The 24,536-nt window shown below is 70.2% G+C and carries 17 protein-coding genes and 1 pseudogene; 4 read left to right on the forward strand and 14 right to left on the reverse strand.

Going from position 1 to position 24,536, the window contains the following annotated elements:
- Positions 1-470: 470 nt before the first annotated feature.
- Complete coding sequence (locus HNR01_RS05675; protein ID WP_183667061.1) at positions 471-3,599, forward strand: alkaline phosphatase; 3,129 nt, start codon at positions 471-473, stop codon at positions 3,597-3,599.
- A 213-nt stretch (positions 3,600-3,812) separates the two neighbouring features.
- Here the strand turns inward: HNR01_RS05675 and HNR01_RS05680 are convergent, their stop codons facing one another.
- Positions 3,813-4,916: a polyamine ABC transporter substrate-binding protein gene (locus HNR01_RS05680; RefSeq protein ID WP_183667062.1), complete on the reverse strand. Its 1,104-nt coding sequence runs from the start codon at positions 4,914-4,916 to the stop codon at positions 3,813-3,815.
- On the reverse strand, positions 4,913-5,272 hold the full coding sequence (locus HNR01_RS05685) for a RidA family protein (protein ID WP_017484139.1): 360 nt from the start codon (positions 5,270-5,272) through the stop codon (positions 4,913-4,915). Before HNR01_RS05685 ends, HNR01_RS05680 begins: the two co-directional genes overlap by 4 nt.
- A 260-nt stretch (positions 5,273-5,532) precedes the next feature.
- Between HNR01_RS05685 and HNR01_RS05690 the strand changes: the two genes are divergently transcribed.
- On the forward strand, positions 5,533-5,799 hold the full coding sequence (locus HNR01_RS05690) for a GlsB/YeaQ/YmgE family stress response membrane protein (RefSeq protein ID WP_012456206.1): 267 nt from the start codon (positions 5,533-5,535) through the stop codon (positions 5,797-5,799).
- 126 nt (positions 5,800-5,925) lie between these two features.
- Here the strand turns inward: HNR01_RS05690 and HNR01_RS05695 are convergent, their stop codons facing one another.
- The 5 genes and pseudogenes from HNR01_RS05695 to rpsO all read right to left on the reverse strand — a co-directional run bounded on the left by HNR01_RS05695 (position 5,926) and on the right by rpsO (position 10,338).
- A complete protein-coding gene (locus HNR01_RS05695; RefSeq protein WP_153874480.1) occupies positions 5,926-6,150 on the reverse strand; it encodes a YgaP-like transmembrane domain in 225 nt (74 codons plus the stop codon).
- A gap of 81 nt (positions 6,151-6,231) precedes the next feature.
- On the reverse strand, positions 6,232-6,873 hold the full coding sequence (locus tag HNR01_RS05700; protein ID WP_183667063.1) for a glutathione S-transferase family protein: 642 nt from the start codon (positions 6,871-6,873) through the stop codon (positions 6,232-6,234).
- A gap of 108 nt (positions 6,874-6,981) precedes the next feature.
- Positions 6,982-7,223: pseudogene (locus HNR01_RS27490) on the reverse strand (TonB-dependent receptor); the annotation flags it as partial.
- Between the two features lie 340 nt (positions 7,224-7,563).
- A complete protein-coding gene (pnp, locus tag HNR01_RS05705; protein WP_183667064.1) occupies positions 7,564-9,801 on the reverse strand; it encodes a polyribonucleotide nucleotidyltransferase in 2,238 nt (745 codons plus the stop codon).
- Positions 9,802-10,068: 267 nt separating this feature from the next.
- The gene (rpsO, locus tag HNR01_RS05710; RefSeq protein WP_009864833.1) at positions 10,069-10,338 is read right to left on the reverse strand and encodes a 30S ribosomal protein S15; all 270 of its coding nucleotides are present in this window, start codon (positions 10,336-10,338) and stop codon (positions 10,069-10,071) included.
- Positions 10,339-10,618: 280 nt separating this feature from the next.
- Between rpsO and HNR01_RS05715 the strand changes: the two genes are divergently transcribed.
- The gene (locus tag HNR01_RS05715; RefSeq protein ID WP_183667065.1) at positions 10,619-12,085 is read left to right on the forward strand and encodes an amino acid permease; all 1,467 of its coding nucleotides are present in this window, start codon (positions 10,619-10,621) and stop codon (positions 12,083-12,085) included.
- A 234-nt stretch (positions 12,086-12,319) separates the two neighbouring features.
- Here the strand turns inward: HNR01_RS05715 and xth are convergent, their stop codons facing one another.
- From xth to HNR01_RS05740, 5 genes are all read right to left on the reverse strand, one after another.
- Positions 12,320-13,129, reverse strand: a complete 810-nt coding sequence (gene xth / locus HNR01_RS05720) for an exodeoxyribonuclease III (RefSeq protein ID WP_017484132.1) — start codon at positions 13,127-13,129, stop codon at positions 12,320-12,322.
- A 69-nt stretch (positions 13,130-13,198) separates the two neighbouring features.
- Positions 13,199-13,669: a BLUF domain-containing protein gene (locus HNR01_RS05725; RefSeq protein WP_017484131.1), complete on the reverse strand. Its 471-nt coding sequence runs from the start codon at positions 13,667-13,669 to the stop codon at positions 13,199-13,201.
- 14 nt (positions 13,670-13,683) lie between these two features.
- A complete protein-coding gene (locus tag HNR01_RS05730) occupies positions 13,684-15,369 on the reverse strand; it encodes a putative bifunctional diguanylate cyclase/phosphodiesterase (protein WP_246417397.1) in 1,686 nt (561 codons plus the stop codon).
- Between the two features lie 207 nt (positions 15,370-15,576).
- Complete coding sequence (locus HNR01_RS05735; protein ID WP_183667066.1) at positions 15,577-16,539, reverse strand: LolA family protein; 963 nt, start codon at positions 16,537-16,539, stop codon at positions 15,577-15,579.
- 160 nt (positions 16,540-16,699) lie between these two features.
- Entirely contained in the window at positions 16,700-19,981 is a 3,282-nt protein-coding gene (locus HNR01_RS05740) for a DNA translocase FtsK (RefSeq protein WP_183667067.1), read from the reverse strand.
- Between the two features lie 423 nt (positions 19,982-20,404).
- Between HNR01_RS05740 and HNR01_RS05745 the strand changes: the two genes are divergently transcribed.
- Entirely contained in the window at positions 20,405-22,471 is a 2,067-nt protein-coding gene (locus tag HNR01_RS05745; RefSeq protein WP_183667068.1) for an NAD(+) synthase, read from the forward strand.
- Between the two features lie 23 nt (positions 22,472-22,494).
- On the opposite strand, the gene HNR01_RS05750 is transcribed toward HNR01_RS05745, so the two are convergent.
- Together HNR01_RS05750 and HNR01_RS05755 are read right to left on the reverse strand one after the other, a co-directional pair.
- Positions 22,495-22,974 carry a response regulator gene (locus HNR01_RS05750; protein ID WP_183667069.1) on the reverse strand — a complete coding sequence of 160 codons (480 nt, stop codon included), beginning with the start codon at positions 22,972-22,974 and terminating at the stop codon, positions 22,495-22,497.
- Between the two features lie 133 nt (positions 22,975-23,107).
- Positions 23,108-24,208 carry a PAS domain-containing protein gene (locus HNR01_RS05755; RefSeq protein WP_183667070.1) on the reverse strand — a complete coding sequence of 367 codons (1,101 nt, stop codon included), beginning with the start codon at positions 24,206-24,208 and terminating at the stop codon, positions 23,108-23,110.
- Positions 24,209-24,536: the final 328 nt, after the last annotated feature.

Consider the following 24,536-nt stretch of genomic DNA (forward strand, 5'->3'; position numbering starts at 1 on the left):
AAAGCCCCGGCTCGCGAGAGCCGGGGCTTTTTCGTTGAGTCCGGGCGTGCCCGATCCTTTCGCGATCGCGGGTTTGGATGTCCCGCAAGCGCCGCGATCGCGAGGCGCGGGGAGGGGGCGACGAAGCGATCGGCCTCGAAGCGGGCGCGGGCGTGACCTGCGATCCGCCCTCCGGGGCCGCCAGGCACCCGGCCCGTCCGATCCGTCCGGCGCATCGGATCAGACGAGCAACGGCGCCTTCGTCTGGGGTGCTTCGCCCGACATTTGAATTGGCGCGGGCGAAAATTTGAAACCTGGGAAAATTACAGTATTAGCCGGCTTGTTTTGACTTGTTTGTCATGCGCTTGTCATCGGTCTCAGCGCATTCCAGCGAAGGGCCGTAGGCGTGTCGCGCTTGCCCGAAAGACACGTCTCGGACTGCAGGCATCGGGTTGTCTGCACGAATGACAATAAAATCTTTGGAGATGAAAATGGCCTCGACTGCCGGTCCCATCAAGAATGTGATCGTGATGATCGCAGACGGTGCGGGCTTCAATACACTCGAGGCAACCCGTCTTTACCTGAACGGTCTCGCGAACGGCGATCCGCGGGCGGGCGCGGCCGGCAAGGTGCTGGTTGCCGACGGACCCAGCTTCACCGCCACCGCGCAGTCGGTCTACCCGCTCGACAACCGCACCACACCCGTTCCCGGCGAGACCGGCCTCGCCCAGAACCCGACTGTGGTCTACGACCCGGCCAAGAACTACGATTTCACCCGCGTCGCGGGCCTCGACCCGAATGGCCAGCCCCGCGCCTTCGCGGGCTACGAGTGGAACCGCAATACCTATCCCGATTCGGGCAACACCGCCTCGTCCATCGCCACCGGCGGCAAGACCTACAACAACGCCATCGACGTCGACGGCAACGGCTCGGACCTGTTCTCGATCGCGGAACTCGCCAAGCAGCAGGGCAAGGCGACCGGTGTCGTCACCACCGTGCAGTTCAGCGACGCGACGCCCTCGGCGACGGGCGGCGCCCACAACATCGCCCGCTCGAACGCCAACCAGATCGCCCGGGAGATGTTCGGGAGCGGCACGCTCGACGTGATCGCCGGCACCGGCAACCCGGATTACGACGATAACGGGCGCCTGCGCACCGCGCCGGACAACACCTGGATCGGCGCCGACCTCTGGAACGGCCTGAAGGCCGACACCTACCGCTCGCAGGACGGGGCGAGCTGGAACCTGCTGCAGGACCGCGCCGCGATCCAGGCCGCGGGCACCGGCACACCGACGGCCGAGCGCCTGGCGATGATCTCGAAGGCGTTCACCAGCAGCAACTTCAACCGCTCGGGGGAGGCGCCGCCGAACGGCACCGAGATCCCCTTCAGCGTGCCGCGCCTCGAATCCTCGGCCACGCTGTCCGAGCTGTCGCTCGCCGCCCTCAACAAGCTGAACGCCGATCCGGACGGTCTCTACCTGATGATCGAGGGCGGCGCCGTCGATCGCGCCATGCACGCGAACAATCGCGGTCGGATGATCGAGGAATACATCGACTTCAACAACGCGGTGAAGACGGTCGTCGACTACATCAACTCGCCGACGAGCCGGGCGACCTTCGAGGACACCCTGCTCATCGTCACCGCCGACCACGACCACCTGTTCTTCGGCCCCGAAGGTGCCACCATTCCCTACCAGCCGGTCCAGCCCGACCGGAACGGCGACGGCGTGCCGGAGGGCCTGTTCTTCTCGGGCAGCCACTCGAACCAGATTATTCCGCTCTTCGCCGCGGGCGCCGGATCGGCCCAGATCAAGCAGCTCGCCGACCAGACCGACTCCTTCACCAACGCGCAGGGTCAGGTGGTCGGCAGCGGGCGCGCCTACACGGACGAGGCCGAGCTCGGCAACTACCTGCTGGGGGCCACCCGCCTCGGCGCCACGGCGGTGACCACCGGCAACGACAACCTGATCGGCACCGATGCCGGCGAGACGCTGGACGGGCTCGCGGGCAACGACGTCATCGACGGGCGCGGCGGCAACGACACCCTGATCGGCGGCCTCGGCAACGACGTGCTGCGCGGCGGTCTCGGCAACGACACCGTCACCGGCGGCGCGGGCAACGACACCGCCCTGTTCAACGTCAGCACCGACGGTGCCGACCAGATCAATCTCGGCGAGGGCAGCGACCGCGTCGATGTCTCGGCGGCCGCCGCCGGGCAGGTGCGCCTGACCTTCACCTCCGCCGAGGTCGGCAACGGCAGCGCCAACGACGGACGCGCGAGCGCCAACCAGGATGGCGGCCTCGCCGTGCGGCTGCAGGCCGAGGGGGCCGACGGTGCCCTGACCGGCTCCGTCAGCCGCATCGACGACGAGGGCATCACCCTGGTCGCGACGACGGACGGCCTCACCTTCGACGTGCGCGACCTCGTCGCCGGGACGGAGCGGGGCGACACCTTCCGGGTCGTGGCGCTGGGGACCTCGGCCGCCGATACGCTCACGCCGCTCACCGGCCGCACGGCCGAGAGCCACTACATCAATGCCGGCCAGGGCGACGACAGGGTCACCGGCGGCAGCGCTGCCGACTTCCTCGTCGGCGGCGCCGGCAACGACACGCTGGACGGCCTCGCCGGCAACGACAGCTTCATCGGCGGCGCGGGCAACGACCGCATCAATGGCGGCGCGGGCACCGACCGCGCCATCTTCTCCTACGCCCTCGGCAGCCTCGCCCTGGGGCGCGACGCGAGCGGGTTCCTCGCCCTCACGGGCAGCGAGGGCACCGATACGGTGACGGGAATCGAGCAGTTCCAGTTCAGCGACCGGGTTGTCGACCGCGCCGACGGCACGCCCCTCGTTGACGACCTGTTCTACCTTACCCGGTACAAGGACGTGCTCGCCTCCGGGCAGGATGCCGACGCGCACTACGCCGCCTACGGCGCGAGCGAGGGCCGCGATCCCAACGCCTTCTTCTCCGCCAAGGGCTATGCCGGCATCAACGCCGACGCCGTCCGCTCGGGCGCCAACGCCCTGAGCCATTACGAGACCACCGGCTACAAGGAGGGCCGCGATCCGGGCGTCGGCTTCGACAACGAGTTCTACCTCGCCCGCAACAAGGACGTCGCCGCCGCCGGGCTCAACCCGCTCAAGCACTATCTCGAATACGGCCAGTCCGAGGGCCGCGCCATCTTCGAGGCGGTCGGCAAGGCGGACACCATCAAGGGCGGGTTCGACGCCGAGTTCTACCTGCTCGGCAATGCCGACGTCCTTCAGGCGGCCCAGGCCTCAGGCCGGACCGACACCTTCGCCTACGCCCGCCAGCATTTCGATACCTATGGCTGGAAGGAGGGCCGGGATCCGAACGCGGTGTTCGACACCAAGGGCTATCTCGCCGCCTACAGGGACGTGGCGCAGGCCGGCATCAACCCGCTGAACCACTACGACACCTACGGCTGGAAGGAGGGTCGCGACCCCGCCCGCGACTTCGACAGCTCGGCCTATCTGCAGGCCAATGCCGACGTGGCTCAGGCCGGTCTCAACCCCCTGCAGCACTACCTCCAGTACGGCCTCGTCGAGAACCGGACCGTCCTCAACGACGGACGCTTCGATTTCGGCCTGATCGGCTGAGATCCCATCCGGCCGGGCCTTCCAGGATCGGGGATCACCGCCTCGCCCGGGCGCTGCGCGGACCGGTCGAGGCGGTGTCGGCGTCGATCACGCCGACACCCGTGGGCGGCGGCCGGCCACCTCGGTGCGGACCGGGCCCACGGGTTGTGGGAGAGCCGTGATGCGCGCCCGCGGGGGCGCCGCGTCACGGTTCCGGCGTCTCCGCCCCGCGCCTCACCGCCCCGTGCGCACCCGGGTCCAGGCGCGCGTCACGAAGCGCTGGGTCGAGTCGTTCCAGGCGGTGTTGACTGAGAGCCGCTGCATCACCGCCTCGTCCGGGTAGATGCCGGGATTGTTGCGGATCTCCGGCTTCACGAATTTCTGCGAGGCGAGATTGCCGTTGGCGAAGGAGACGAAGTTGGTGTTGGCCGCGGCCACCTCGGGGCGCATCATGTAGTCGATGAAGGCGTGGGCCTCGGCCGGGTGGGCGGCGTCCTTCGGGATCGCGAAGGCGTCGAACCACATCAGCGCGCCCTCCTTCGGGATGAAGTAGGCGACCTCGACGCCGTTCTTCGATTCCTCGGCGCGCTTCCTGGCCTGCATCACGTCGCCGGAATAGCCGACCGCGAGGCAGACATCGCCGTTGGCGAGCCCGTTGATGTATTCCGAGGAGTGAAACTTCCGAACCGAGCCGCGGACCTTGTAGAGCGCGTCGGTCACGGCCGTGATGTCGTCCCAGCGCTTCGAATCGGACTTGTAGCCGTAGAAGGGCAGGATCGAGGGGATCAGGTCCTCGGGGGAGTCGAGGAGCATGACTCCGCAATCCTTGAGCTTCGAGATGAAGCCCGGATTGAGCACGAGGCTCCAGCTGTTGAGGGGCGCGTTGGCGCCCAGCCGCTCGCGCACGGCGGCGACGTTCACGCCGATGCCGGTGGTGCCCCACATGTAATCGACGGCGTAGGTGTTGCCGGGATCATAGGCCTGCAGCCGGCCCGTGATCTCCGGCCACGCGTTCTTGAGGTTCGGGATCTTCGCCTTGTCGAGGGGCTGGAACACCCCGGCCTTGATCAGGCGCTGCAGGAACGGGCCGGAGGGCACGACGATGTCGTAGCCGGACTTGCCGGCCAGGAGCTTCGTCTCGAGGATCTCGTTGTTGTCATAGGTGTCGTAGACGACCTTGATCCCCGTCTCCTTGGTGAAGTCGTCGAGCACCTTCGGGTCGATGTAGTCCGACCAGTTGTAGATGTTGACGACCCGCTCCTCGGCCCGCACGCTGCCGGCCGCCCAGAGCAGAAGGGGGAGGGCGGCGAGCCCTCCCAGCAGGCGCCGCCGGATCACGATTTACCCCGCGCGGCGGTGACGGCGATCTCGACGCGGTATTCGGGGGCGACGAGCCGGGCTTCCACGGTGGCGCGGGCGGGCGGGTTGTCCCGGTCGACCCAGGCGTCCCAGGCGGCGTTCATCTCGGCGAAGCCGCCGATGTCGGCGAGGTAGATCGTCGCCGACAGGATGCGGGACTTGTCGCTGCCCGCCGCCAGCAGCAACCGGTCGATCTGCTCCAGGATCTGCTGGGTCTGCGCGGTGACGCCGGTGCCGACGACGTCGGCGGCCACCTGACCGGCCAGGAAGACGAGGTCGCCGTGGGCCACCGCTTGGCTCATGCGGGGGCCGGTCTCGTAGCGTTCGATGGTCATGGGGCGCCGGTCTCGATTCGTTGGAAGGCGGACCCTTCTGCCGTCGCGGACGGTTCCCCGTAAAGGGGGCCGGCCCAGACCCCTGAAGCCCGGCCCCTGATGCGGATCGTGAGGGGCCTGCCCGCGCCGCCCGCATTTTTTGCGCTACGGCGCGCGTCGCGAGGCAACCGGCATCGTCATTCGCGCGTTTGTCCCATGAATACGGCCAAGTCTTCGGGTCGGATCTTCAGGCCTAGGACGCTTTTCGGGGTTGGAGCCAAATGGAAATTCTGTGGACCATCATCATCGGCTTCGTGGCCGGCGTCATCGCCAAGTTCATCATGCCTGGTGACAAGGAGCCCGCGGGCTTCATCATGACGACGATCCTCGGCATCGTCGGCGCCTTCGTCGCGACCTTCATCGGACAGGCGGTCGGCTGGTATGGACCCAACGAGGGGGCCCGCTTCATCGGCTCGATCGTCGGCGCCTGCGTCGTTCTGGCGATCTACGGCTTCATCGCCGGCCGCACCAGCAGCCGCTCGCTCTGACGCCCGGGCTTCAAAGAGCCCAAACGGAAAAGGGGCGCTCCTCGGGAGCGCCCCTTTTCCGTTCGCGGTCGCATCGGCCCGCGGCGCTGAAGCGGGCGCGCTGGCCGGTCGGGTGCGCGAAGCCCGTCAGCCGGTCAGGTCGCGCCCGCCCGCGGCGGCGGCCTTGACGGCGCAGTGGCCGGTGGCGCCGCGCACGGCGAGCCCGACGCCGACCACCAGGGCGGCGAGACTCAGGAGCTTGTTGGGTCGGGGCTGGGCCGCCGCCGCGGCGATCCCGAGCCCGAGCGCGACGGAGACCGCCCGCTCGGTCATGCTCAGGTTCGGCTCGCCCGAAAAAATGTCTTCGATCATCTCGTTCACGATGGATTCGCTCCTGTTGGCGCTATCGCGGGGCGAACGCGGGGCGGGCGGTGCCGTTCCGTCGGAGGACGGTTACGAGGCCCTCTGCGCCTCGGCGAGCCGTTCGTCGTCGATCGCCCGCGCCCGCACCGCCGCTTCCCGCGCGAGGTGACGCCCGGCATAGGCCTCGAAGGCGGGGCGCTTCGGGATCGTGCCGAACTGCATCCCCCACCCGAGATGCGAGGCGACGTAGAGGTCGGCGGCGCTGAACCGGTCGCCCGCCACGAACTCGACGTCGGAGACGGCGCCTTCCAGGGTGTCGAGGGCCGTCTCCAGGCTGCCGTAGCCGACCATGCCCTGCACGCGCGGGTCGTCGGGCAGACTGACCTTGAGCACTCCGTTCGTCACCGCCGCCTCGAGCGGGCCGGCGCAGAAGAACAGCCAGCGGTAATAGGGACCGCGGTCGCGGTGATCCGGCGCGGGAGCAAGCCCCGCCTGCGGGAAGGCGTCGGCGAGATAGGCGAGGATCGCGGGGCATTCGGTCACGACCGTGCCGCCGTGGCACAGCGCCGGCACCTTCCCCATCGGGTTGATCGCCCGGTAGGCCGGCGCCTTCATGGAGGCGCCGTAGCCGAGGATCTCGGTGCGGTAGGGCGCGCCGACCTCCTCCAGCATCCAGCGGACGATCCGGCCGCGGGACATCGGGTGGGTGTAGAAGACGAGGTCGTCGGACATCGGCGGGCTCCGGGGCGCATCACCCGCGCGGCGGGCGTGATCCCGGTGTTAGGCGAGGGCGCGCGACCGAGGAAGTCGCGACCGCGCGATCCTCAAAGCCGTACGATCTCAGAACCGGGCGATGACCTGGAAGCGCACGGTCCGCGGCGCGCCGGGCAGGATGTTGTTGTTGTGCGCGGAGACGGTGTAGCGCCGGTCGAACAGGTTCCTCGATATCGACCTGAGTGCACGGTTTCGCTGAACGCGTAGAACACGCCGGCATCGAAGCGGGAGAAGCTCGGCAGGCGCACCGTGCTGTCCGACGATGCGAGGCTGGCGTTCTGCTGGAGGTAGCCCAGGCCGACGGAGAAAGAAGTCGGCCGTTGTGCGCCAGGCAACGGAGCCGAGCAGCATCGGCCGCACCAGAGCACGGCTCTCACGCGCCTTCTTCACAAAACGCCCCCTTACTTATTGAAATAGGTAGGGGAGTCTTTGCAATAATCCAGCTCATTTTGAGAAAAGGTGGTTCGTTCCAGATCTTCCATTGTCTTATGGAAATCAGGCGATCGGAACTGTTCTTTTATGCAGCCCGCCCGCGCGGCGGGGTGCCGCTCTAACCGCTCGGGCCACAAGCCTTGGGCCAAAAGCAAAGAGCGCGGCCCCCGGAGGGACCGCGCTCTTCAAGCATTCGATGGGACGGTGAGGGAGGGCTTACTCGCCCGACGACTCCCGGCGGCGCTCGCCGCGGTCGCGGCGGGGGCCGCGGTCGCCGCGATCACCTCGGTCGCTGCGCTCCTCGCGCTCCGGCTCGCCGCGCTCCGCGCGCTCGGCCTTGAGCTTCTCGGTGATGTCCTCGCCGGTCTCCTGATCGACGACCTTCATCGACAGGCGGATCTTGCCGCGCTCGTCGGCGCCGAGGAACTTCACCTTGACCTTCTGGCCCTCCTTCACGACGTCGCCGACCTTGGCGACGCGCTGCGGGGCGAGCTCCGAGATGTGGACGAGGCCGTCCTTGGCGCCGAAGAAGTTCACGAAGGCGCCGAACTCCATGATCTTGACGATCGTGCCGTCGTAGATCGTGCCGGCCTCGGGCTCGGCGACGATGGAGCGGATCCAGTTATAGGCCGCCTTGATCGCCTTGCCGTCGGAGGAGGCGATCTTCACGACGCCGGTATCCTCGATGTTGATCTTGGCGCCGGTCTTCTCGACGATCTCGCGGATGATCTTGCCGCCGGTGCCGATCACGTCGCGGATCTTGTCGGTGGGGATCTGCATCGTCTCGATGCGCGGCGCGTACTCGCCGAGCTCCGGACGGGCCGCGGTCAGGGCGTGCGCCATCTCGCCGAGGATGTGGGCGCGGCCGTCCTTCGCCTGGGCGAGGGCGACGCGCATGATCTCCTCGGTGATGCCGGCGATCTTGATGTCCATCTGGAGCGAGGTGATGCCCTCGTCCGTGCCGGCCACCTTGAAGTCCATGTCGCCGAGGTGATCCTCGTCGCCGAGGATGTCGGAGAGCACCGCGAAGCGCTCGCCTTCGAGGATGAGGCCCATGGCGATGCCGGCCACCGGACGGCGCAGGGGCACGCCCGCATCCATCAGCGACAGCGAGCCGCCGCAGACGGAGGCCATGGAGGAGGAGCCGTTCGACTCGGTGATCTCGGAGACCACGCGGATCGTGTACGGGAACTCGTGGGCCGGCGGCAGAACGGGCCGGATCGCGCGCCAGGCGAGCTTGCCGTGGCCGATCTCGCGGCGGCCGGGCGAACCCATGCGGCCGGTCTCACCGACGGAGTAGGGAGGGAAGTTGTAGTGGAGCAGGAACCGCTCCTTGTAGGTTCCCTCCAGCGCGTCGATGAACTGCTCGTCCTCGCCGGTGCCCAGCGTGGCGACGACCAGCGCCTGGGTCTCGCCGCGGGTGAACAGCGAGGAGCCGTGGGCACGCGGCAGCACGCCGACTTCCGAGACGATCGGACGGACCGTCTTCACGTCACGACCATCGATCCGGCTTCCGGTGTCGAGGATGTTCCAGCGGACCACCTTCGACTGCGCCTCCTTGAAGGCGGCCTTGACCTTCTCAGGCGAGAACTTCTGCTCGCCCTCGGCCGGGCAGAGGGCGGCGACCACCTTCGCCTTCACGGCGTCGACGGCGGCATAGCGCTCCTGCTTGACCGTCTTCTTGTAGGCCTCGCGCAGCTCCGCCTCGCAGATGTCGAGGACGGCGGTCTCCACGTCGGCGTTCTCCGGCGGGGAGAAGTCGCGCGGCTCCTTGGCGGCCTTCTCGGCGAGACGAATGATCGCCTCGATGACCGGCTGGAAGTGCTTGTGGCCGAACATCACGGCCCCGAGCATCACGTCCTCGGAGAGCTCCTTGGCCTCGGACTCGACCATCAGCACGGCGTCCTGGGTGCCGGCGACGACGAGGTCGAGGGTGGACTCGGCGATCTCGGTCACCAGCGGGTTCAGCTTGTAGCCGCCGTTGAGGTAGCCGACACGGGCCGCGCCGATCGGGCCCATGAACGGCACGCCGGACAGCGTCAGCGCGGCGGAGGCCGCCACCATCGAGACGATGTCGGGATCGTTCTCGAGGTCGTGGGAGAGGACGGTGACGACGACCTGGGTGTCGTTGCGCCAGCCCTCGACGAAGAGCGGACGGATCGGACGGTCGATCAGACGGGAGACCAGCGTCTCCTTCTCGGAGGGACGGCCCTCGCGCTTGAAGTAGCCGCCCGGGATGCGGCCGGCGGCGTAGGCGCGCTCCTGGTAGTTCACGGTCAGCGGCATGAAGTCGATGCCGGCCTTGGGCTCCTTGGCCGCGACCACGGTCGCGAGCACGGTGGTCTCGCCGTAGGTGGCGACCACGGCGCCGTCGGCCTGACGGGCGGTCTTGCCGGTCTCGAGAACGAGCTTGCGGTCGCCCCAGATCAGCTCTTCACGTTGTACGTCGAACATGTGTGTCTTCTGCCTTCGAACATGCGGTGGGCTGAGCCCGGCGCCGCCAGAGGCAAGACGGCGAGACGCTTCATCGGAGAAGAAGCGTCTCGCGATCCTGCCCTGGCGCCCTTTGCCTTCAAGCCGCCCGGTGGTGGACCGGCCGGGCCCCATGCCCGGACAATCCTTCTTGGTATGCCGCGCTCTCTTTAGCGCCGAACCGGAATCCCCTTCGGCTGAAGAGCGCTTTCTGCGAAAACGCGGTCCCGAGGGACTGCGCGGAGGGCCTTAGCGGCGGATGCCGAGGCGCTCGATGAGGGTGCGGTAGCGCGCCTCTTCCTTGCGCTTCAGGTAGTCGAGCAGCGAGCGGCGCTGCGACACCAGCTTCAGGAGGCCGCGGCGGGAGTGGTTGTCCTTGCCGTGGGTCTTGAAGTGGGCGGTCAGGTTGGTGATCCGCTCGGTGAGGATGGCGATCTGGACCTCCGGCGAGCCGGTGTCCTTGTTGCCCTTGGCGTATTCCTTGATGAGCGCGGTCTTGCGCTCTGCCGTGATCGACATCGCAGGCCTTTCAGATGGAAGTTTGATCGGAGGCGCCGCCCGGAGGGCGGGTCGCTTGAAGCTTGCGGTCGGGCCGGTGCCGGGATGTCGTCCAGCACGGTCAGCCGCAAGCGGCACAAGCCCCGCCCGTCAGCCGGGTCGAGGCGGCGCGGACCATACACGAAATCGCGGGAAGTGCCAGTGCAGCCGCCCGCTCGGGCGACACCCGCTTCGGCGTGCCTCACAACCGGCGCGGATTTCGCGTTGTCGGACGCGACCCGCTCAAGGCACGCGAGACCTCATGCCGCCTCCCGCCCCCGGCACCCGCAAACCCGTGGCCGCCCTCCTCGCCGCAGAGACCGGGGCGGACGGTCCCTCGCTCGCGAGAAACCTCTCCGCCTTCAGCCTCGTCTGCCTCGGCGTCGGCGCGACGGTCGGGGCGGGGATCTTCGTGCTCACCGGCACGGCGGCGGCCCACTTCGCCGGGCCGGGGCTGATGCTGTCCTTCGTGCTCGGCGCGGTGGCGAGCGGGCTGGTGGCTCTGTGCTACGCGGAGCTTGCCGCGATGATGCCGGTCGCCGGCTCGACCTATTCCTACACCTACGCCACGCTCGGCGCGCTGCCGGCCTGGATCATCGGCTGGGATCTCGTGCTCGAATTCGCCATGGCCGCGGCGACCATCGCCGTCGGCTGGTCGGGCTACGCCCAGAGCCTCATGGCCGATGCGGGTCTGCGGCTGCCGGCGTGGCTCGCCGCGGCGCCGGGGGACGGCGGCCTCGTGAACGGGCCGGCGGCCCTCGTCACGCTGGCCCTGACCGCGCTCCTGATGCGCGACAACCGGCGGGCCGCCCGCACCAACGCCGTGCTGGTGGCGCTGAAGGTGGCGATCATCCTCGCCTTCCTCGGGATCGGTCTGGCGCATGTCCGGCCCGAGCTGTGGCGGCCGCTGGTGCCGGAGAACGAGGGTGCCTTCGGCGCCTTCGGCTGGAGCGGCGTCTTCCGCGGGGCCGGCGTGGTGTTCTTCGCCTATGTCGGCTTCGAGACGATCTCGACCGCCGCCGGCGAGACCCGCAATCCGCAGCGGGACGCGCCGGTGGGTCTGCTCGGCTCCCTCGTCGTCACCGCGGCCCTCTACGTGGCGGTGGCCGCGATGCTCACCGGCCTCGTGCCCTATCGCGAGCTCGACGTGGCCGACCCGATCGCGAAGGCGATGGCGGTGACGGGGCTGACCGGCGTCTCGGCGGCGATCAAGCTCGGCGCCCTGATCGGGCTGACGACGGCGGCGCTCACCGCGCTCTACGGGCAGGCGCGGATCGGCTACGCCATGGCCCGCGACCGCATGCTGCCGGACGTTTTTTCGCGGATCGGTGCGCGGAGCCGGACGCCGATCGTCGCGCAAGGGGTGATCGGGCTCGCCACCGCTCTCGTGGCCGCCCTGGTGCCGATCGACATCCTCGGCGAACTCGTCAGCATCGGCACGCTGTTCGCCTTCATTCTCGTCTGCGCCAGCGTTCTGATCCTGCGCCGCACGGAGCCGGACTTGGCGCGGCCCTTCCGGGTGCCGGGCGGCGCGACCGTGCCGGTGCTCGGCATCCTCGCCTGTCTCGCCCTGATGGCGAGCCTGCCCGGCGACACCTGGCTGCGTCTCCTGGCCTGGCTCGGCCTCGGGCTGGCGATCTGGTTCGGCTACGGCCGCCGGCGCGTCGAGGCGGATCCAGGTTTCGAAAGGACGCGTCCTTCCGCGGGTCCGGGACAGAGCCCGGGTTGAAGGGAGGCCGGGGCTCTGCCCCGGCTCCCCGCCGAAGGGATGATCCCTTCGCTCAGTAGGAGCGGTGCTGGCCCGCGGCGCGGCCGCCGCCGTAGCGGCGGCGCAGGTACGAGATGGCCTTGGGTAGGAGGAAGACGACGAGGATCTGGCGCAGGATCGAGCGCATCCGGTGGGACTCCGTGTCAGAGACTGAGGTCGGAGAGCAAATGCCCGGAGGGGCGCCCGCGTTCCCGGCTACAGTTCCAGCGAGAGCGTGACCGGGACGTGGTCGGACGGCTTCTCCCAGCCGCGCGCCGCGCGGAACACCTCGACCCGGCGGACCGTGCCGGCGAGATCGGGCGAGACCCAGGCGTGATCGAGGCGCCGACCCTTGTTGGCGAGTTCCCAGTTCGGCGAGCGGTAGCTCCACCACGTGTAGATCTTCTCCGGCTCCGGGGTGAGGAGGCGGGCCGCGTCGATCCAGCCGGCCTCGCCCCGCAGGGTCTCCAGGGCCTCGGTCTCGACGGGGGTGTGGCTCACCACGTCGAGAAGCTGCTTGTGCGACCAGACATCGTGCTCCAGCGGCGCGACGTTGAGGTCGCCGACCAGGATCGCCGGGCCCGAGACGCGCCGTCCGCCCCAGGCGCGCAGCTCGGACAGGAAGTCGAGCTTGTGCGCGAATTTCGGGTTGAGGTCGCGGTGGGGCACGTCGCCGCCGGCCGGCACGTAGAAATCGTGCAGCACGATCCCCGCCGCCGGGCCCGCCTCGGGCCCGAGCACCGCCGAGATGTGGCGCGCATCGGCCCGCTCGCAGAAGCTCATCACGTCGCGGGTGAGCAGGGGAAAGCGCGAGACGATCGCGACGCCGTTATAGCCCTTCTGCCCGGCGAAGACGATGTTCTCGTAGCCCGACCCCTTGAACGCCTTGAGCGGGAACAGCTCGTCAGGGCACTTGGTCTCCTGCAGGCAGAGCACGTCCGGTTGCGCCTCCCGCAGGAAGCGCAGCACGGATTCGATGCGCAGGCGCACCGAGTTGATGTTCCAGGTCGTGACGGTGAGGCGCACGGGGCTTGCCTGAGGAGCGTGGCGTCGGGTGCCGCCCCGTTAGCCCAACCCGCGCGGCTCGTAAAACCGTCACGCCGCGGCGGCTTCCTCCTCGAGAGCGAGGCCGTGCAGCACGGCGCAGAGCCGGTCCCCCGTCATCCGCGAGAGATCGAAGCCGCTCTCGCCCGCCATGTCGCCGTAGAGCGCCGCGTCGGCCTGCGAGGCGCCGACGAAGGCCATCGACCAGTCGGTGAAGAGCCGCTCCTCCACCGCCTCGAAGGCCAGCAGCGAGACCTCGCCGTGGCGCTCGTCCTGCTGGATGCGCTCGAAGGTCGTCTCGACCGCCTCGCCCGGTCCTTCCAGCACCTGCGCGAAGCAGCCGGCGTTGAACATCAGCGCGCCGGTGACGCCGACGCGGGCGTTGTTGGTGCGGCTCGTGGCGAGGATGCCGCGGATCGTCTCGTGCATCGCGGCCGGTTCGCCGGCGACCCGGTTGCGGCTGTAATAGACGAGGCGGCGCAGGTTTCCGCTCGTCGCGTCGTTCCGCGCGTTCTGGCTCATCGGGGGCTCCTGGATCAGGCGAGGGGGGCGGGAGAGGGGACGGACGGCGACAGCAGGGCGGCGGCCTGGGCGGCCGGCATCGGGCGCCCGGTCAGGTAGCCCTGGACCTCGGTGCAGCCCTCCGCGCGGATGGCGTCGAGCTGCGTCGCGGTCTCGACCCCTTCCGCGGTGGTGCGCATGCCGAGGCTGGCGCCGAGCCGGGCGATCGCCCGCACGATCGCCCCGCACTCGGCGTTGCCCTCCATGCCGCGCACGAAGGACTGGTCGATCTTGATCTTGTCGAAGGGGAATTTCTGCAGGTAGCTCAGGGACGAGTAGCCGGTGCCGAAATCGTCCATCGAGATCTTCACGCCGAGCGCGCGCAGGCCGTTGAGCACGTCGAGCACACTGTCGGTGTTCTCGAGCAGTGCCCCCTCGGTGATCTCCAGCTCCAGCCGGGTCGGATCGAGGCCGGTCTGGGCCAGCACGTTCATCACGGTCTCGACCAGCTTGCCGCCGCGGAACTGCACGGGGGAGAGGTTCACGGCGATCGAGGCCGGCTGCGCCCAGGACGCCGCCTCACGGCAGGCGGCGCGTAGCGCCCACTCGCCGATGCCGACGATGATGCCGATTTCCTCGGCCAGGGGAATGAACAGGGCCGGCGAGACCGGGCCGCGCTCGGGATGGTTCCAGCGCAGCAGCGCCTCGAAGCCGGTGACCTGCCCCGTCTCCAGCTGGATCTGCGGCTGGAAGGCGAGGTCGAACTGCTTGAGGGCGAGCGCCCGGCGCAGGTCGATCTCCAGGCTGCGGCGCGCCTGCATCTGCGCGTTCATCGCCGGCTCGAAGAAGCGGTAGGTGCCCCGGCCCTCGGCCTTGGCCCGGTAGAGGGCGAGGTCGGCGTGCTTCAGGAGGTCGTCGGCATCGCTTCCGTCGGCGGGGCTGAGCGCCACGCCGACGCTGACGCCGACATTGAGCATGTGGCCGTCGACGACGTAGGTGCGCCCGACCAGATCGACGAGGCGGCGCGCCAGGGCCTCGGCGGCCTGCGGCTGTTCGGCACCGGGGCGGGGATCGACCTGAAGGATGGCGAACTCGTCGCCGCCGAGCCGCGCCACCACGTCGCCGGCGCGGGTGGCCTTGCGCAGGCGCTCGGCGACCTTGCGCAGGAGCGCGTCGCCGACCGGGTGGCCGAGGGTGTCGTTGACGGATTTGAACCGGTCGAGGTCGAGCATCAGCACCGCGAGCGGCGTGCCGGTCCGGCCTGCCTCGGCGAGCGCCGCATCGAGGCGGTCGTGCAGGCCGACGCGGTTGCACAGGCCGGTCAGCGGTTCCTGCCGGGCCAGAGCCGCGCCGCGGAGATGCTCGGTCACGTCCTCGAAGGTGAGGGCGAAGCCGCCGACCGAGAGCGGGGCCAGCGCCGCCTCGACGCGGCGGTCGGCGGCGAGCGTGAGGCGCGTCCGGGCCGGGCGGGCCGCGCGCACGGCGTCGAGCACGAGCGCGCCCTCCGGTTCCGCGGCGCCGCAGGATGCCAGAAGGGCGGGGAGCGAGAGGCCGGCCGGCTCCGCGCAGGACAGCAGCGCCGCCGCGCGGGCATTGGCGAAGAGGACGGTGCCGTCCGCGTCGAGCAGGAGGAGCGGGGCGGCCATCTCGGCGAGCGCCGCCTCGAACGGAGGAGAGGCCGGAAGCGACGGAGCGGCGAGAGCGGACAGGAAGGCGGACATGCGGCCGGACGGCGTCCCAGGGAGGCCGCCCCTCGTGGACGGCCTGCCCATTGACCCATCCGCTTCTCAACAGATGCTTAAAGCCGGCATCCGTCGCAGCGTAATCACGCCGTTATTCCAAGAATTCCCCTGATCACAACATAGGATGTGCTGGCTAGTTGCGGCCGGGAGGCCGAAATCAACCCAGGTTGTTCCCTCGCGCCCGGCTCACGGATTGCGGCTGTCGATCTGCTGCTGCATCGCCTTGTCCTCGGACCGGCCGTAATTGATGAAGAACAGCGATCCGTCGACCGCCTTGCCCTTCTGCAGGTTCGAGAGCTGCACCGTGGTGAGGTAGCCCTGCGGATCGGTGATCCGCCACTGCGACAGGGTCTTCATCTCGGCGTCGAAGAAGAGCTGGATCTTCGAGGTGCCGCCGAGTGTCGAGCGATCCTCCAGCCCGATGCGCACGCCGCCCGGATCGTTGGTGACCTCGCTCACGGTCAGGTCGCGGGCGAGATCGATTTTTTCGCGAAGGAGGAATTTGAGGGGCGTCTGCGAGATGAAGTAGAGATCCTGGGTGTTGAGCTTGCGGTCGCGCACCGCCACCGAGGTGCCGTCGGCGATCACCTCGAGCGGGGAGGGCTGGTCGTACTCGAAGCGCAGGCGGCCGGGCTTGGCGAGTGTGAGCCGGCCGCCGATGCGGCGCCCGTCGGCGCCGATCTGGATGAACGAGCCCGTCAGCGTCTGGAAACCGTTGAAATAGGCGTTGGCCGCCGCGACCACGGTCGCCGGGTCGGCGTCCTGCAGCGAGGCGCCGAGACTGGGCGCCCCCACCGCCGCGACCCGCGTGCCGGAAGCGACGGCCGGCGTCGCCGGGGCGGCCGCCCCGGGCTTGGCCGCGGCCTTGAGGCTGCCGGTCTTCTCGGCGGGTTTTTCGGCACTCTTCTCGGCGCCCTTGTCCGCGCCCTTGTCCGCGCCCTTGCCGGACTTCTGCGCCGCCTTCTTGGCCGGGGCCGGCGCGGCTTCCGGTGCGGGCGCCGCGGCCGTAGGCGGCGCCGGCTCTTCCTTGCGGCCGAACAGCCCGTCGAGGAAGGAGGAGACCTGGGCGTTCGCCGGAAGCGGCTGGAGCGCCAGCGCGGCGACCACGAGCAGCGGGCCGGCGGCGGGGCGGAGGCGTCGGCCTGTCATCGTGTGGGCTTCTCCGAAAGCTTGCGGGCGCGCGGGGCTCTTGCCGTCCCCGCAGGACTCTTGCCGTCCCGGTGCGGACGCGCGGCGGCGCGTCCGGATGTCGTGCCTAGCGATAGAGCCGGCCCCTGTGGCGAATATGCGACGGGGGCCGGATCCAAGCTCACTCGTCGTCGTAGCCGCCGGCCGGGGCGCCCGCGAGGCCCTCGACCAGGATCTCGCGCTTCCCGGCGTGGTTGGCCGGTCCGACGATCCCCTCGATCTCCATCCGCTCCATGATCGAGGCGGCGCGGTTGTAGCCGATCTGCAGGCGGCGCTGGATGTAGCTCGTCGAGGCCTTGCGGTCGCGCAGGACCACGGCGATGGCCTGCTCGTAGAGCTCGCCGCCCTCCGCTCCGGCGGTCGCCGCGAAGGCGCCGATGTCGAAGACCGGGGCGTCGGCCTCCTCCGCGTCGGCGAAGTCGTCCTTCTCCGCCTTGGCCGCGGCGCGCGAGCCCTTGGCCGGCTTCTCCGGCTGGTCGGAGGAGCCGTCGTCGGCCGTCACCGCCTCCAGGTAGGAGGGCCGGCCCTGGCGCTTGAGGTGGGCGACCACGGTCTCGACCTCGGAGTCGGAGCAGAACGGCCCGTGCACGCGCGTCGTGCGCCCGCCGCCGGCCATGAACAGCATGTCGCCCTGGCCCAGCAGCTGCTCGGCGCCCATCTCGCCCAGGATCGTGCGGCTGTCGATCTTGCTCGTCACTTGGAAGGAGATCCGGGTCGGGAAGTTCGCCTTGATCGTGCCGGTGATGACGTCCACGCTCGGACGCTGCGTCGCCATGATCAGGTGGATGCCCGCCGCGCGCGCCATCTGGGCCAGCCGCTGGATCGCGCCCTCGATGTCCTTGCCCGCCACCATCATCAGGTCGGCCATCTCGTCGACCACGATCACGATGTAGGGCAGGGCCGAAAGGTCCATCTCCTGCTCTTCGAACACCGCCTCGCCGGTGGTGCGGTCGAAGCCGGTCTGTACCGTGCGGGTGATGATCTCGCCCCGCTCGCGCGCCTCCTTCATCCGGGCATTGTACCCGTCGATGTTGCGCACGCTGATCTTCGACATCTTCTTGTAGCGCTCCTCCATCTCGCGCACGGCCCATTTGAGGGCGATGACCGCCTTCTTCGGGTCGATGACGACGGGGGAGAGCAGGTGCGGGATGCCGTCGTAGACCGACAGTTCCAGCATCTTGGGATCGACCATGATCAGGCGGCACTCCTCCGGCTTGAGCCGGTAGAGCAGGCTGAGGATCATGGTGTTGATGGCCACCGACTTGCCCGAGCCGGTGGTGCCGGCGACCAGCAGGTGCGGCATGCGGGCGAGGTCGGCGATGATCGGCTCACCGCCGATGTTCTTGCCGAGGCACAGGGCGAGCTTGTGCTTGGTCTCGACGAAATCGACCGAGGCCAGCAGCTCGCGCAGGTACACGGTCTCGCGCACCGGGTTCGGCAGCTCGATGCCGATCACGTTGCGGCCGGGCACGACGGCGACGCGGGCGGAGACGGCGGACATCGAGCGGGCGATGTCGTCCGACAGGCCGATGACGCGGCTCGACTTGGTGCCGGGGGCCGGTTCCAGCTCATAGAGGGTGACGACGGGGCCGGGGCGAACCGCCAGGATGTCGCCGCGCACGCCGAAATCCTGCACGGTCTGCTGGAGGTTGAGGGCGTTCTGCTCCAGCTCGTCCGCATCGACCTCCTCGCCGTCGGGCAGCGGCGGCTCGGCCAGCAACTCGAGCGAGGGCAGCTCGTAATCGGCGTTGCCGACGAACGACGCCTCCAGATGACGGCCGGCGGGGATCAGCATCGGGCGCTCGGGCAGGATCGCCCGCGGACGGTTCTCGGGCTCGGGCTCGAGTCCGGGCTCGTTTGCGATCAGGAACTCGGCGTCGGCCTCCTCGAACGTGTCGGCGGCCTCCGCGGCGCTCTCCTGAGCAGCCTCCTGGATCGTCTCCTGGATCGTCGCCTGGATCGTCTCCTGGGCAACCTCCGGCACCGTCTCGAGGACCGGCTCCTCGACCGCCTCGGCCCCAGATTTGGTGCGCAGCAGGACCGGCCGGGCCGGGATCGTCAGCGGCGCCGCCTGCGGGGCAGGGGAGGGGAGCTGCGGAGCCGGCGGCGTCGGGATGGGCGACGGAGCCGCCTGTGCCGTGACCGGTCGTGCGGCGAAGGGCGCGGGCGCCGGGGCGGCTGGAACAGACGTCACGGCGGGCGGCGCGGACTCGGCGAGGGTCGAGCGGGCCGGGCGGATCGCGGCGCGGGCGGCCATGGCGTTCAGCGCCGGGCGCGGCGCGGCGGGCGCGACCGGCTCGGCGACCTCGACCATCGCCTCGGCCGGGCCGAACCAGCCGTGCAGGGCCGACCAGTCCGGCACGTCCGACCAGTCGGACGGCTCGGCCGGGACCGGCGGGATGAAGGGCGCGTAGAGCGGGGCGGCGGAGGCGGCCGCCTCCGCCGCTTCCGCCGCGACGGGGACGGCGGCCGGCAGGCTCTCGGGCGCGGCGTTGTCGAGGCGCGGCGCCTCGATCTGAGCCGCTTCGGTCGCGAGCGCAGGCTGCGGCGCGACACCGGTCCCCTGCATCGGAACGACGGGCTTCGGCCGGCGGTCGGGCGTGCGGAAGAAGCTCACGCCCGGCGGCGGCACGAACGGGCGGCGCCAGCTCGGGACCTCGGAGACGGCCTGCTCGGCGCGCAGCCGGGCGGCCTCCGCCTCCTCGGCGGCGAGTTGCGCCGCGCGCTCGGCGGCCTCGCGCTCCGCCGCCTCGCGGGCCCGCTGGGCCTCCAGAGCCGCGGCCTGGGCGGCGGCCTGGGCGTCGAGCAGGGCCTGGGCCCGGGCCTGCGCCTCGCGCTCGGCCTCCAGGGCTTGGCGGCGGCGCTCCATCAGAACGGTATCGGGGGTGCGGGTGAAGCGCACCGCCTCGGGCAGGGGGGGCTGCGGAGCACCGTGGGACCCGGCCGGGGCGGGGAGGGCGGCAGGCAGAGCGGGCGGGACCGGAACGACGCCGGCCTCCGGGGCGATCGCCGCCGGGCGGCGCGGCGTGCGGACCAGGACGCCGGGGCCGGAGGCGCGGGGATCGATGCGGCTCTCGAACGGCAGCTCCGAGCCGCCGTCGCCGTAGGTCTGGCCGGGGTGAGCAGGGGCGGGCATCTCGAACGGCCCCTCCCCCGTCGCGGGCGCCCAAGCGTCCGAAGCCCAAGCGTCCGAAGTCCATGCCTCCTGTGCGGCCGGCGCACGGCCGAGCATCGTCCCGGGCGGCACCAGCCAGCTCGGCACGCTGCCCGCGTCGAATCCCTCGGCGCCGGGCTGCGGCAGGGTCGGGTGCGGCAAGGGATGGGGCAAGGCGTGCGGGAGCGCCCGCGGCGGGGCCGGAGGGGCGCCCGCGATGCGCCGGGCGAGGTTGGAGCGCAGGCTCATCAGCCGATGGGCGATGCCGCCGATCGACCGATCCAGGCGGTCGCCGCCGCGGCTCGGCCGCGACGGATCACGATGGGAATGGGGAGGCCGTCCCGATGCGCGCATGATCTGTGAGATGACTCGAAACAAGGTCCGGCTCCTGCGGAGCGGTTCGAGCCCCAAGCTAGGCGGATCGTCGTTAACGAACGCTTGCCCTCCCCTCCGCCGAGCCGTCCCGGCGCGCCGGTGCAAGCGTGGCGCGAACCGGATATCATCGAGCGCGGTTGGCGCTTTGCGGTGATGTTTCGAGACCCGGTGCGAGACCCGGCGGCGGGCGGCGCCCCGGTCGCGGTCGTGTCACGGTTCTATCTTGAGAAACAACGATCCCAGAGACACTTGGCAGAGTATCCTGCCATATCAGGTGAGCTTCGAGACCCGGTGACGATGGCGAGCCAAGAACCCGTGACACCGACGACCTTCCGCTCCCTCTACCGGCACGGCTTCGCCCGCGTGGCGGCCTGCACCGGGCGCAGCCATCCGGGCGATCCGGCGGCCAATGTCGCCGACATCCTGGGGCTCGCGCGTCAGGCGCACGGGGCCGGCGCGGCGCTCGCGGTCTTCCCCGAACTCTGCGTCTCCTCCTACGCCATCGAGGATCTGCTGCTGCAGGCGACGCTCCTCGACGCGGTGGAAGCCGGCGTCGCACGCCTGGTCGCCGAGAGCGCCGGGTTGACGCCGCTCCTCGTCGTCGGCGCGCCCCTCCGCTGGCGCAACCGGCTCTACAATTGCGCCGTGGCGATCCGGGGCGGGCGGCTGCTCGGCGTCGTGCCGAAGAGCTACCTGCCGAACTACCGAGAATTCTACGAGAAGCGCCACTTCGCCTCGGGCGCCGGGATCGCTGGCGAGACGATCCGCCTGACCGAACTCGAGGCGCCCTTCGGTACCGACCTGATCTTTTCCGCCGACGATCTGCCGGGCTTCCGCCTCGCCATCGAGGTCTGCGAGGATCTCTGGGTGCCGCAGACGCCGGGCATGGAGGCGGTGCTGGCCGGAGCGACCGTGATCGCCAACCCCTCGGGCAGCCCGATCACCGTGGGCCGGGCCGATTCCCGCGCGCTGCTGACCCGTGCCGCCTCGATGCGGGGCCTGTGCGCCTACGTCTACGCCGCCGCCGGCACCGGCGAATCCACCACCGACCTGTCCTGGGACGGGCAGACCAGCATCGACGAGAACGGCGTGCGGCTGGCCGAAGGCGCGCGCTTTCCTCAGGCGCCGGTGGTGACGATCGCCGATATCGACCTCGACCTGATCGTCCAGGAGCGGCTCCAGGCCGGCAGCCTCGACGACAACGCCCGCAGCCGGAGCCTCCGGCCCTGGCGCACGGTCGCCTTCCGGCTCGATCCGCCGCAGGGCGATCTCGGCCTGGAGCGCCGGGTCGAGCGCTTCCCCTTCGTGCCCTCCGATCCGGCCCGCCTCGCGCAGGATTGCTACGAGGCCTACAACATCCAGGTCGCCGGTCTCGCCCAGCGTCTCGCGGCGACCGGCACGAAGCGGGCGGTGATCGGCGTGTCCGGCGGCCTCGACTCGACCCATGCCCTGATCGTCGTGGCCAAGGCCTTCGACCGCCTCGGGCTGCCGCGGAAAGACATCCTGGCCTACACCCTGCCGGGTTTCGCCACCTCCGACGCCACCAAGACCAATGCCCACGCCCTGATGCGGGCGCTCGGCACGACACCGGAGGAAATCGACATCCGCCCGGCCGCCCGGCAGATGCTGAGCGACATGGGCCACCCGTTCGGGCGGGGCGAGGCGGTCTACGACGTCACCTTCGAGAACGTGCAGGCGGGACTTCGCACCGACTACCTGTTCCGGCTCGCCAACCAGCACGGCGGGATCGTCATCGGCACCGGCGATCTCTCGGAGCTGGCGCTCGGCTGGAGCACCTACGGCGTCGGCGACCAGATGAGCCATTACGGCGTCAACGCCGGCGTGCCCAAGACGCTGATTCAGCACCTGATCCGCTGGGTGATCTCGTCCGGGCAACTCGGGGCTGAGGAGAACCGCACCCTCCAGGCGGTGCTCGACACCGAGATCTCCCCCGAACTGGTGCCGGCCTCGGAGGGCGAGGGGCCGCAGAGCACGGAAGCCAAGATCGGCCCCTACGCCCTGCAGGATTTCAACCTCTGGTTCACCCTGCGCCACGGTTTCCGGCCGTCGAAGATCGCCTTCCTCGCGCTCCACGCCTGGGGGGATGCGCGGAGCGGCGACTGGCCGCCGGACTTCCCGGTGCCGAAGCGCGTCGCCTACGATCTGCCGGAGATCCGGCGCTGGCTCGGCGTCTTCCTCGACCGCTTCTTCCGCTTCAGCCAGTTCAAGCGCTCGGCGCTCCCCAACGGCCCGAAAGTCTCGGCCGGCGGCTCCCTCTCGCCCCGCGGCGACTGGCGCGCCCCGTCGGATGCCAGCGCCAGGGCGTGGCTCGACGAGCTGGAGCGCAACGTCCCGAAGGCGTGACGGCAGCCGGACCGCCCTCGCCCTCAGGGTGCCTCCCGTTTCCAGCTCCCGCCGGTCCACGGCCCGCCGCCCGCGTCCGGGGCGGGCTGGAAGCCGTCGAGCGTCGCGACGGAGGGCGTCCGCCCGGCCCGGCGCTGGGCGACGTAGTCGAGCACGCCCGCCACGGCGCGCTCGGAATAGGGCTTGGCGATCACGCCCAGCGCGCCGGCGAAATCCGGCGGGATGCGCTTGGCGTTGGCGGTCATGAACACCACCGTGACCCGCGGGTCGCCGCTCAAGGCGCGGGCCACCTCCACGCCGGTCGGGCCGTCGACGAGGTGGATGTCCACGAGCGCCACGTCCGGCCGGGCGGTGCGGCCGAGCGCGATCGCATCCGCCGCGCACCCCGCCACGCCGACGCTGACATGGCCGAGGTCTTCCAGGAGACATTCCAGTTCGAGGGCGATCAGCACCTCGTCCTCGACCACGAGGATGCGCAGGGGCGCCTCCGTCACCGCTGCCATCGCGGCGCTCCCGCTCCCGTGCCTGACTTCGAACCGGCGTGATCCCGCCGATTCCTGCGGCGCGGAAGCGCCGCCACCCGCGGCGCGAGCCGACCGTGGTGAGAGGGAACCGGCTGGCGAGCGGACGGGCGGGTCACGGCGCGTCGGCCCCGGTGAGCGGGATGGTGATCACGATCCGGGTGCCGGGGCCGGCATCCGCCCATTCGAGGGATCCGCGCAGCTGGCGCACCACCATCTCGACGAGGGTTCGGCCGAAACCGGCGGGATCGGGAGGCGCCGAGGCCATGCCGACGCCGTCGTCCTGGATGACGAGGCGCATCCCCGCCTCGCAGCGCCGCGCCTCGATGGAGACCCGTCCGCGGCGCTCGCCCGGGAAGGCGTGGCGCAGGGCGTTCGTCGCCAGCTCGTGGATCAGCAGCGCCAGCGGCGCGGCCATGGCGGCGGAGAGCGCCAGCGCCTCGGTCTCGGTCTCGATCCGGATGCGGTCCTCGTCGAGGCCGGCGGCGAGGTCGGCGATCAGGTCGGTGGTGAACTCTTGGAAGTCGAACCGGGAGACGTCTCCCTCCGAGTAGAGCATCCGGTGGGCGGTCGAGAGGGCGCCGATCCGGTCGGCCATGGCCTGGAGCGCGTCGCGGGCCTCGCCCTCGGGCGTGCGGCGGGCCTTCAGCAGCATCAGCGAGGAGATGACCTGGAGGTTGTTCTTGACCCGATGGTCGACCTCGTGGAGCAGCGCGGTCTTCTGCTCGAGGGCCGAACGCAGATCGGCGGTGCGCTCGTTCACCTCGCGCTCCAGCGCGTCGTTGGCATCGCGCATGGCCAGTTCCAGGCGGTGCTTGTCGGTCATGTCGGCCTGGGCCGAGAAGAAGAACACCACCTCGCCCGCCGCGTCGCGGACGGGGTTGATCGTCATCCCGTTCCAGAACGGGGTGCCGTCCTTGCGGTAGTTGAGCAGCTCGCCCTCGAAGGGCCGACCGGCCCGGAGCGCCGCGCGCATCGTCTGCAGCACGCCGGCATCGGTGAGGGGGCCCTGCAGCCGGCGGCAATTGTGGCCGTAGAGCTCCTCGCGGTCGTAGCCCGTGAGCGTGAGAAAGGCGGCGTTGGCCCACACGACCGGGTTGTCGCCGCGCCGCGGATCGGTGACCACCATGGGCGTCGGGCTCGCCTCGAAGGCCGCCGCGAAGACGTCCACCGTAACGCCCGAGGGCAGACTCGCTCCTTTGGGGAAACCCGTCATCTCTACGCCGGCACAGGCGCGCCGCGAGGGACCGCGGCGCGTGAAACGGAGTCTCCGGGCGCATTCCGCAGCGTCCGGCTCCGCGACTGAAACGAGCCCGGCCCTCCCCCGTTCCGTGCGGCCAAGCACGGAACGCCCCCTGACCCTGACACGGGACGGGGGCTGTGATTACGCTTTCGTCAACCATGTCCGGCCCATAGGAGAGGCAGGATTCCGAAGTCGCGCGCTCTCCGCAGGGGAGGCGGACGGGGGCAGACGGCCGCAGGACGGTCATGTTTCCCGCCGTCATGTTTTCTGCGGAGTCGGCATCGACAATAGGCGCGTGTCC

Source organism: Methylorubrum rhodesianum, assembly GCF_014199985.1.
In the GTDB taxonomy this organism is placed as follows: Bacteria; Pseudomonadota; Alphaproteobacteria; order Rhizobiales; family Beijerinckiaceae; genus Methylobacterium; species Methylobacterium rhodesianum.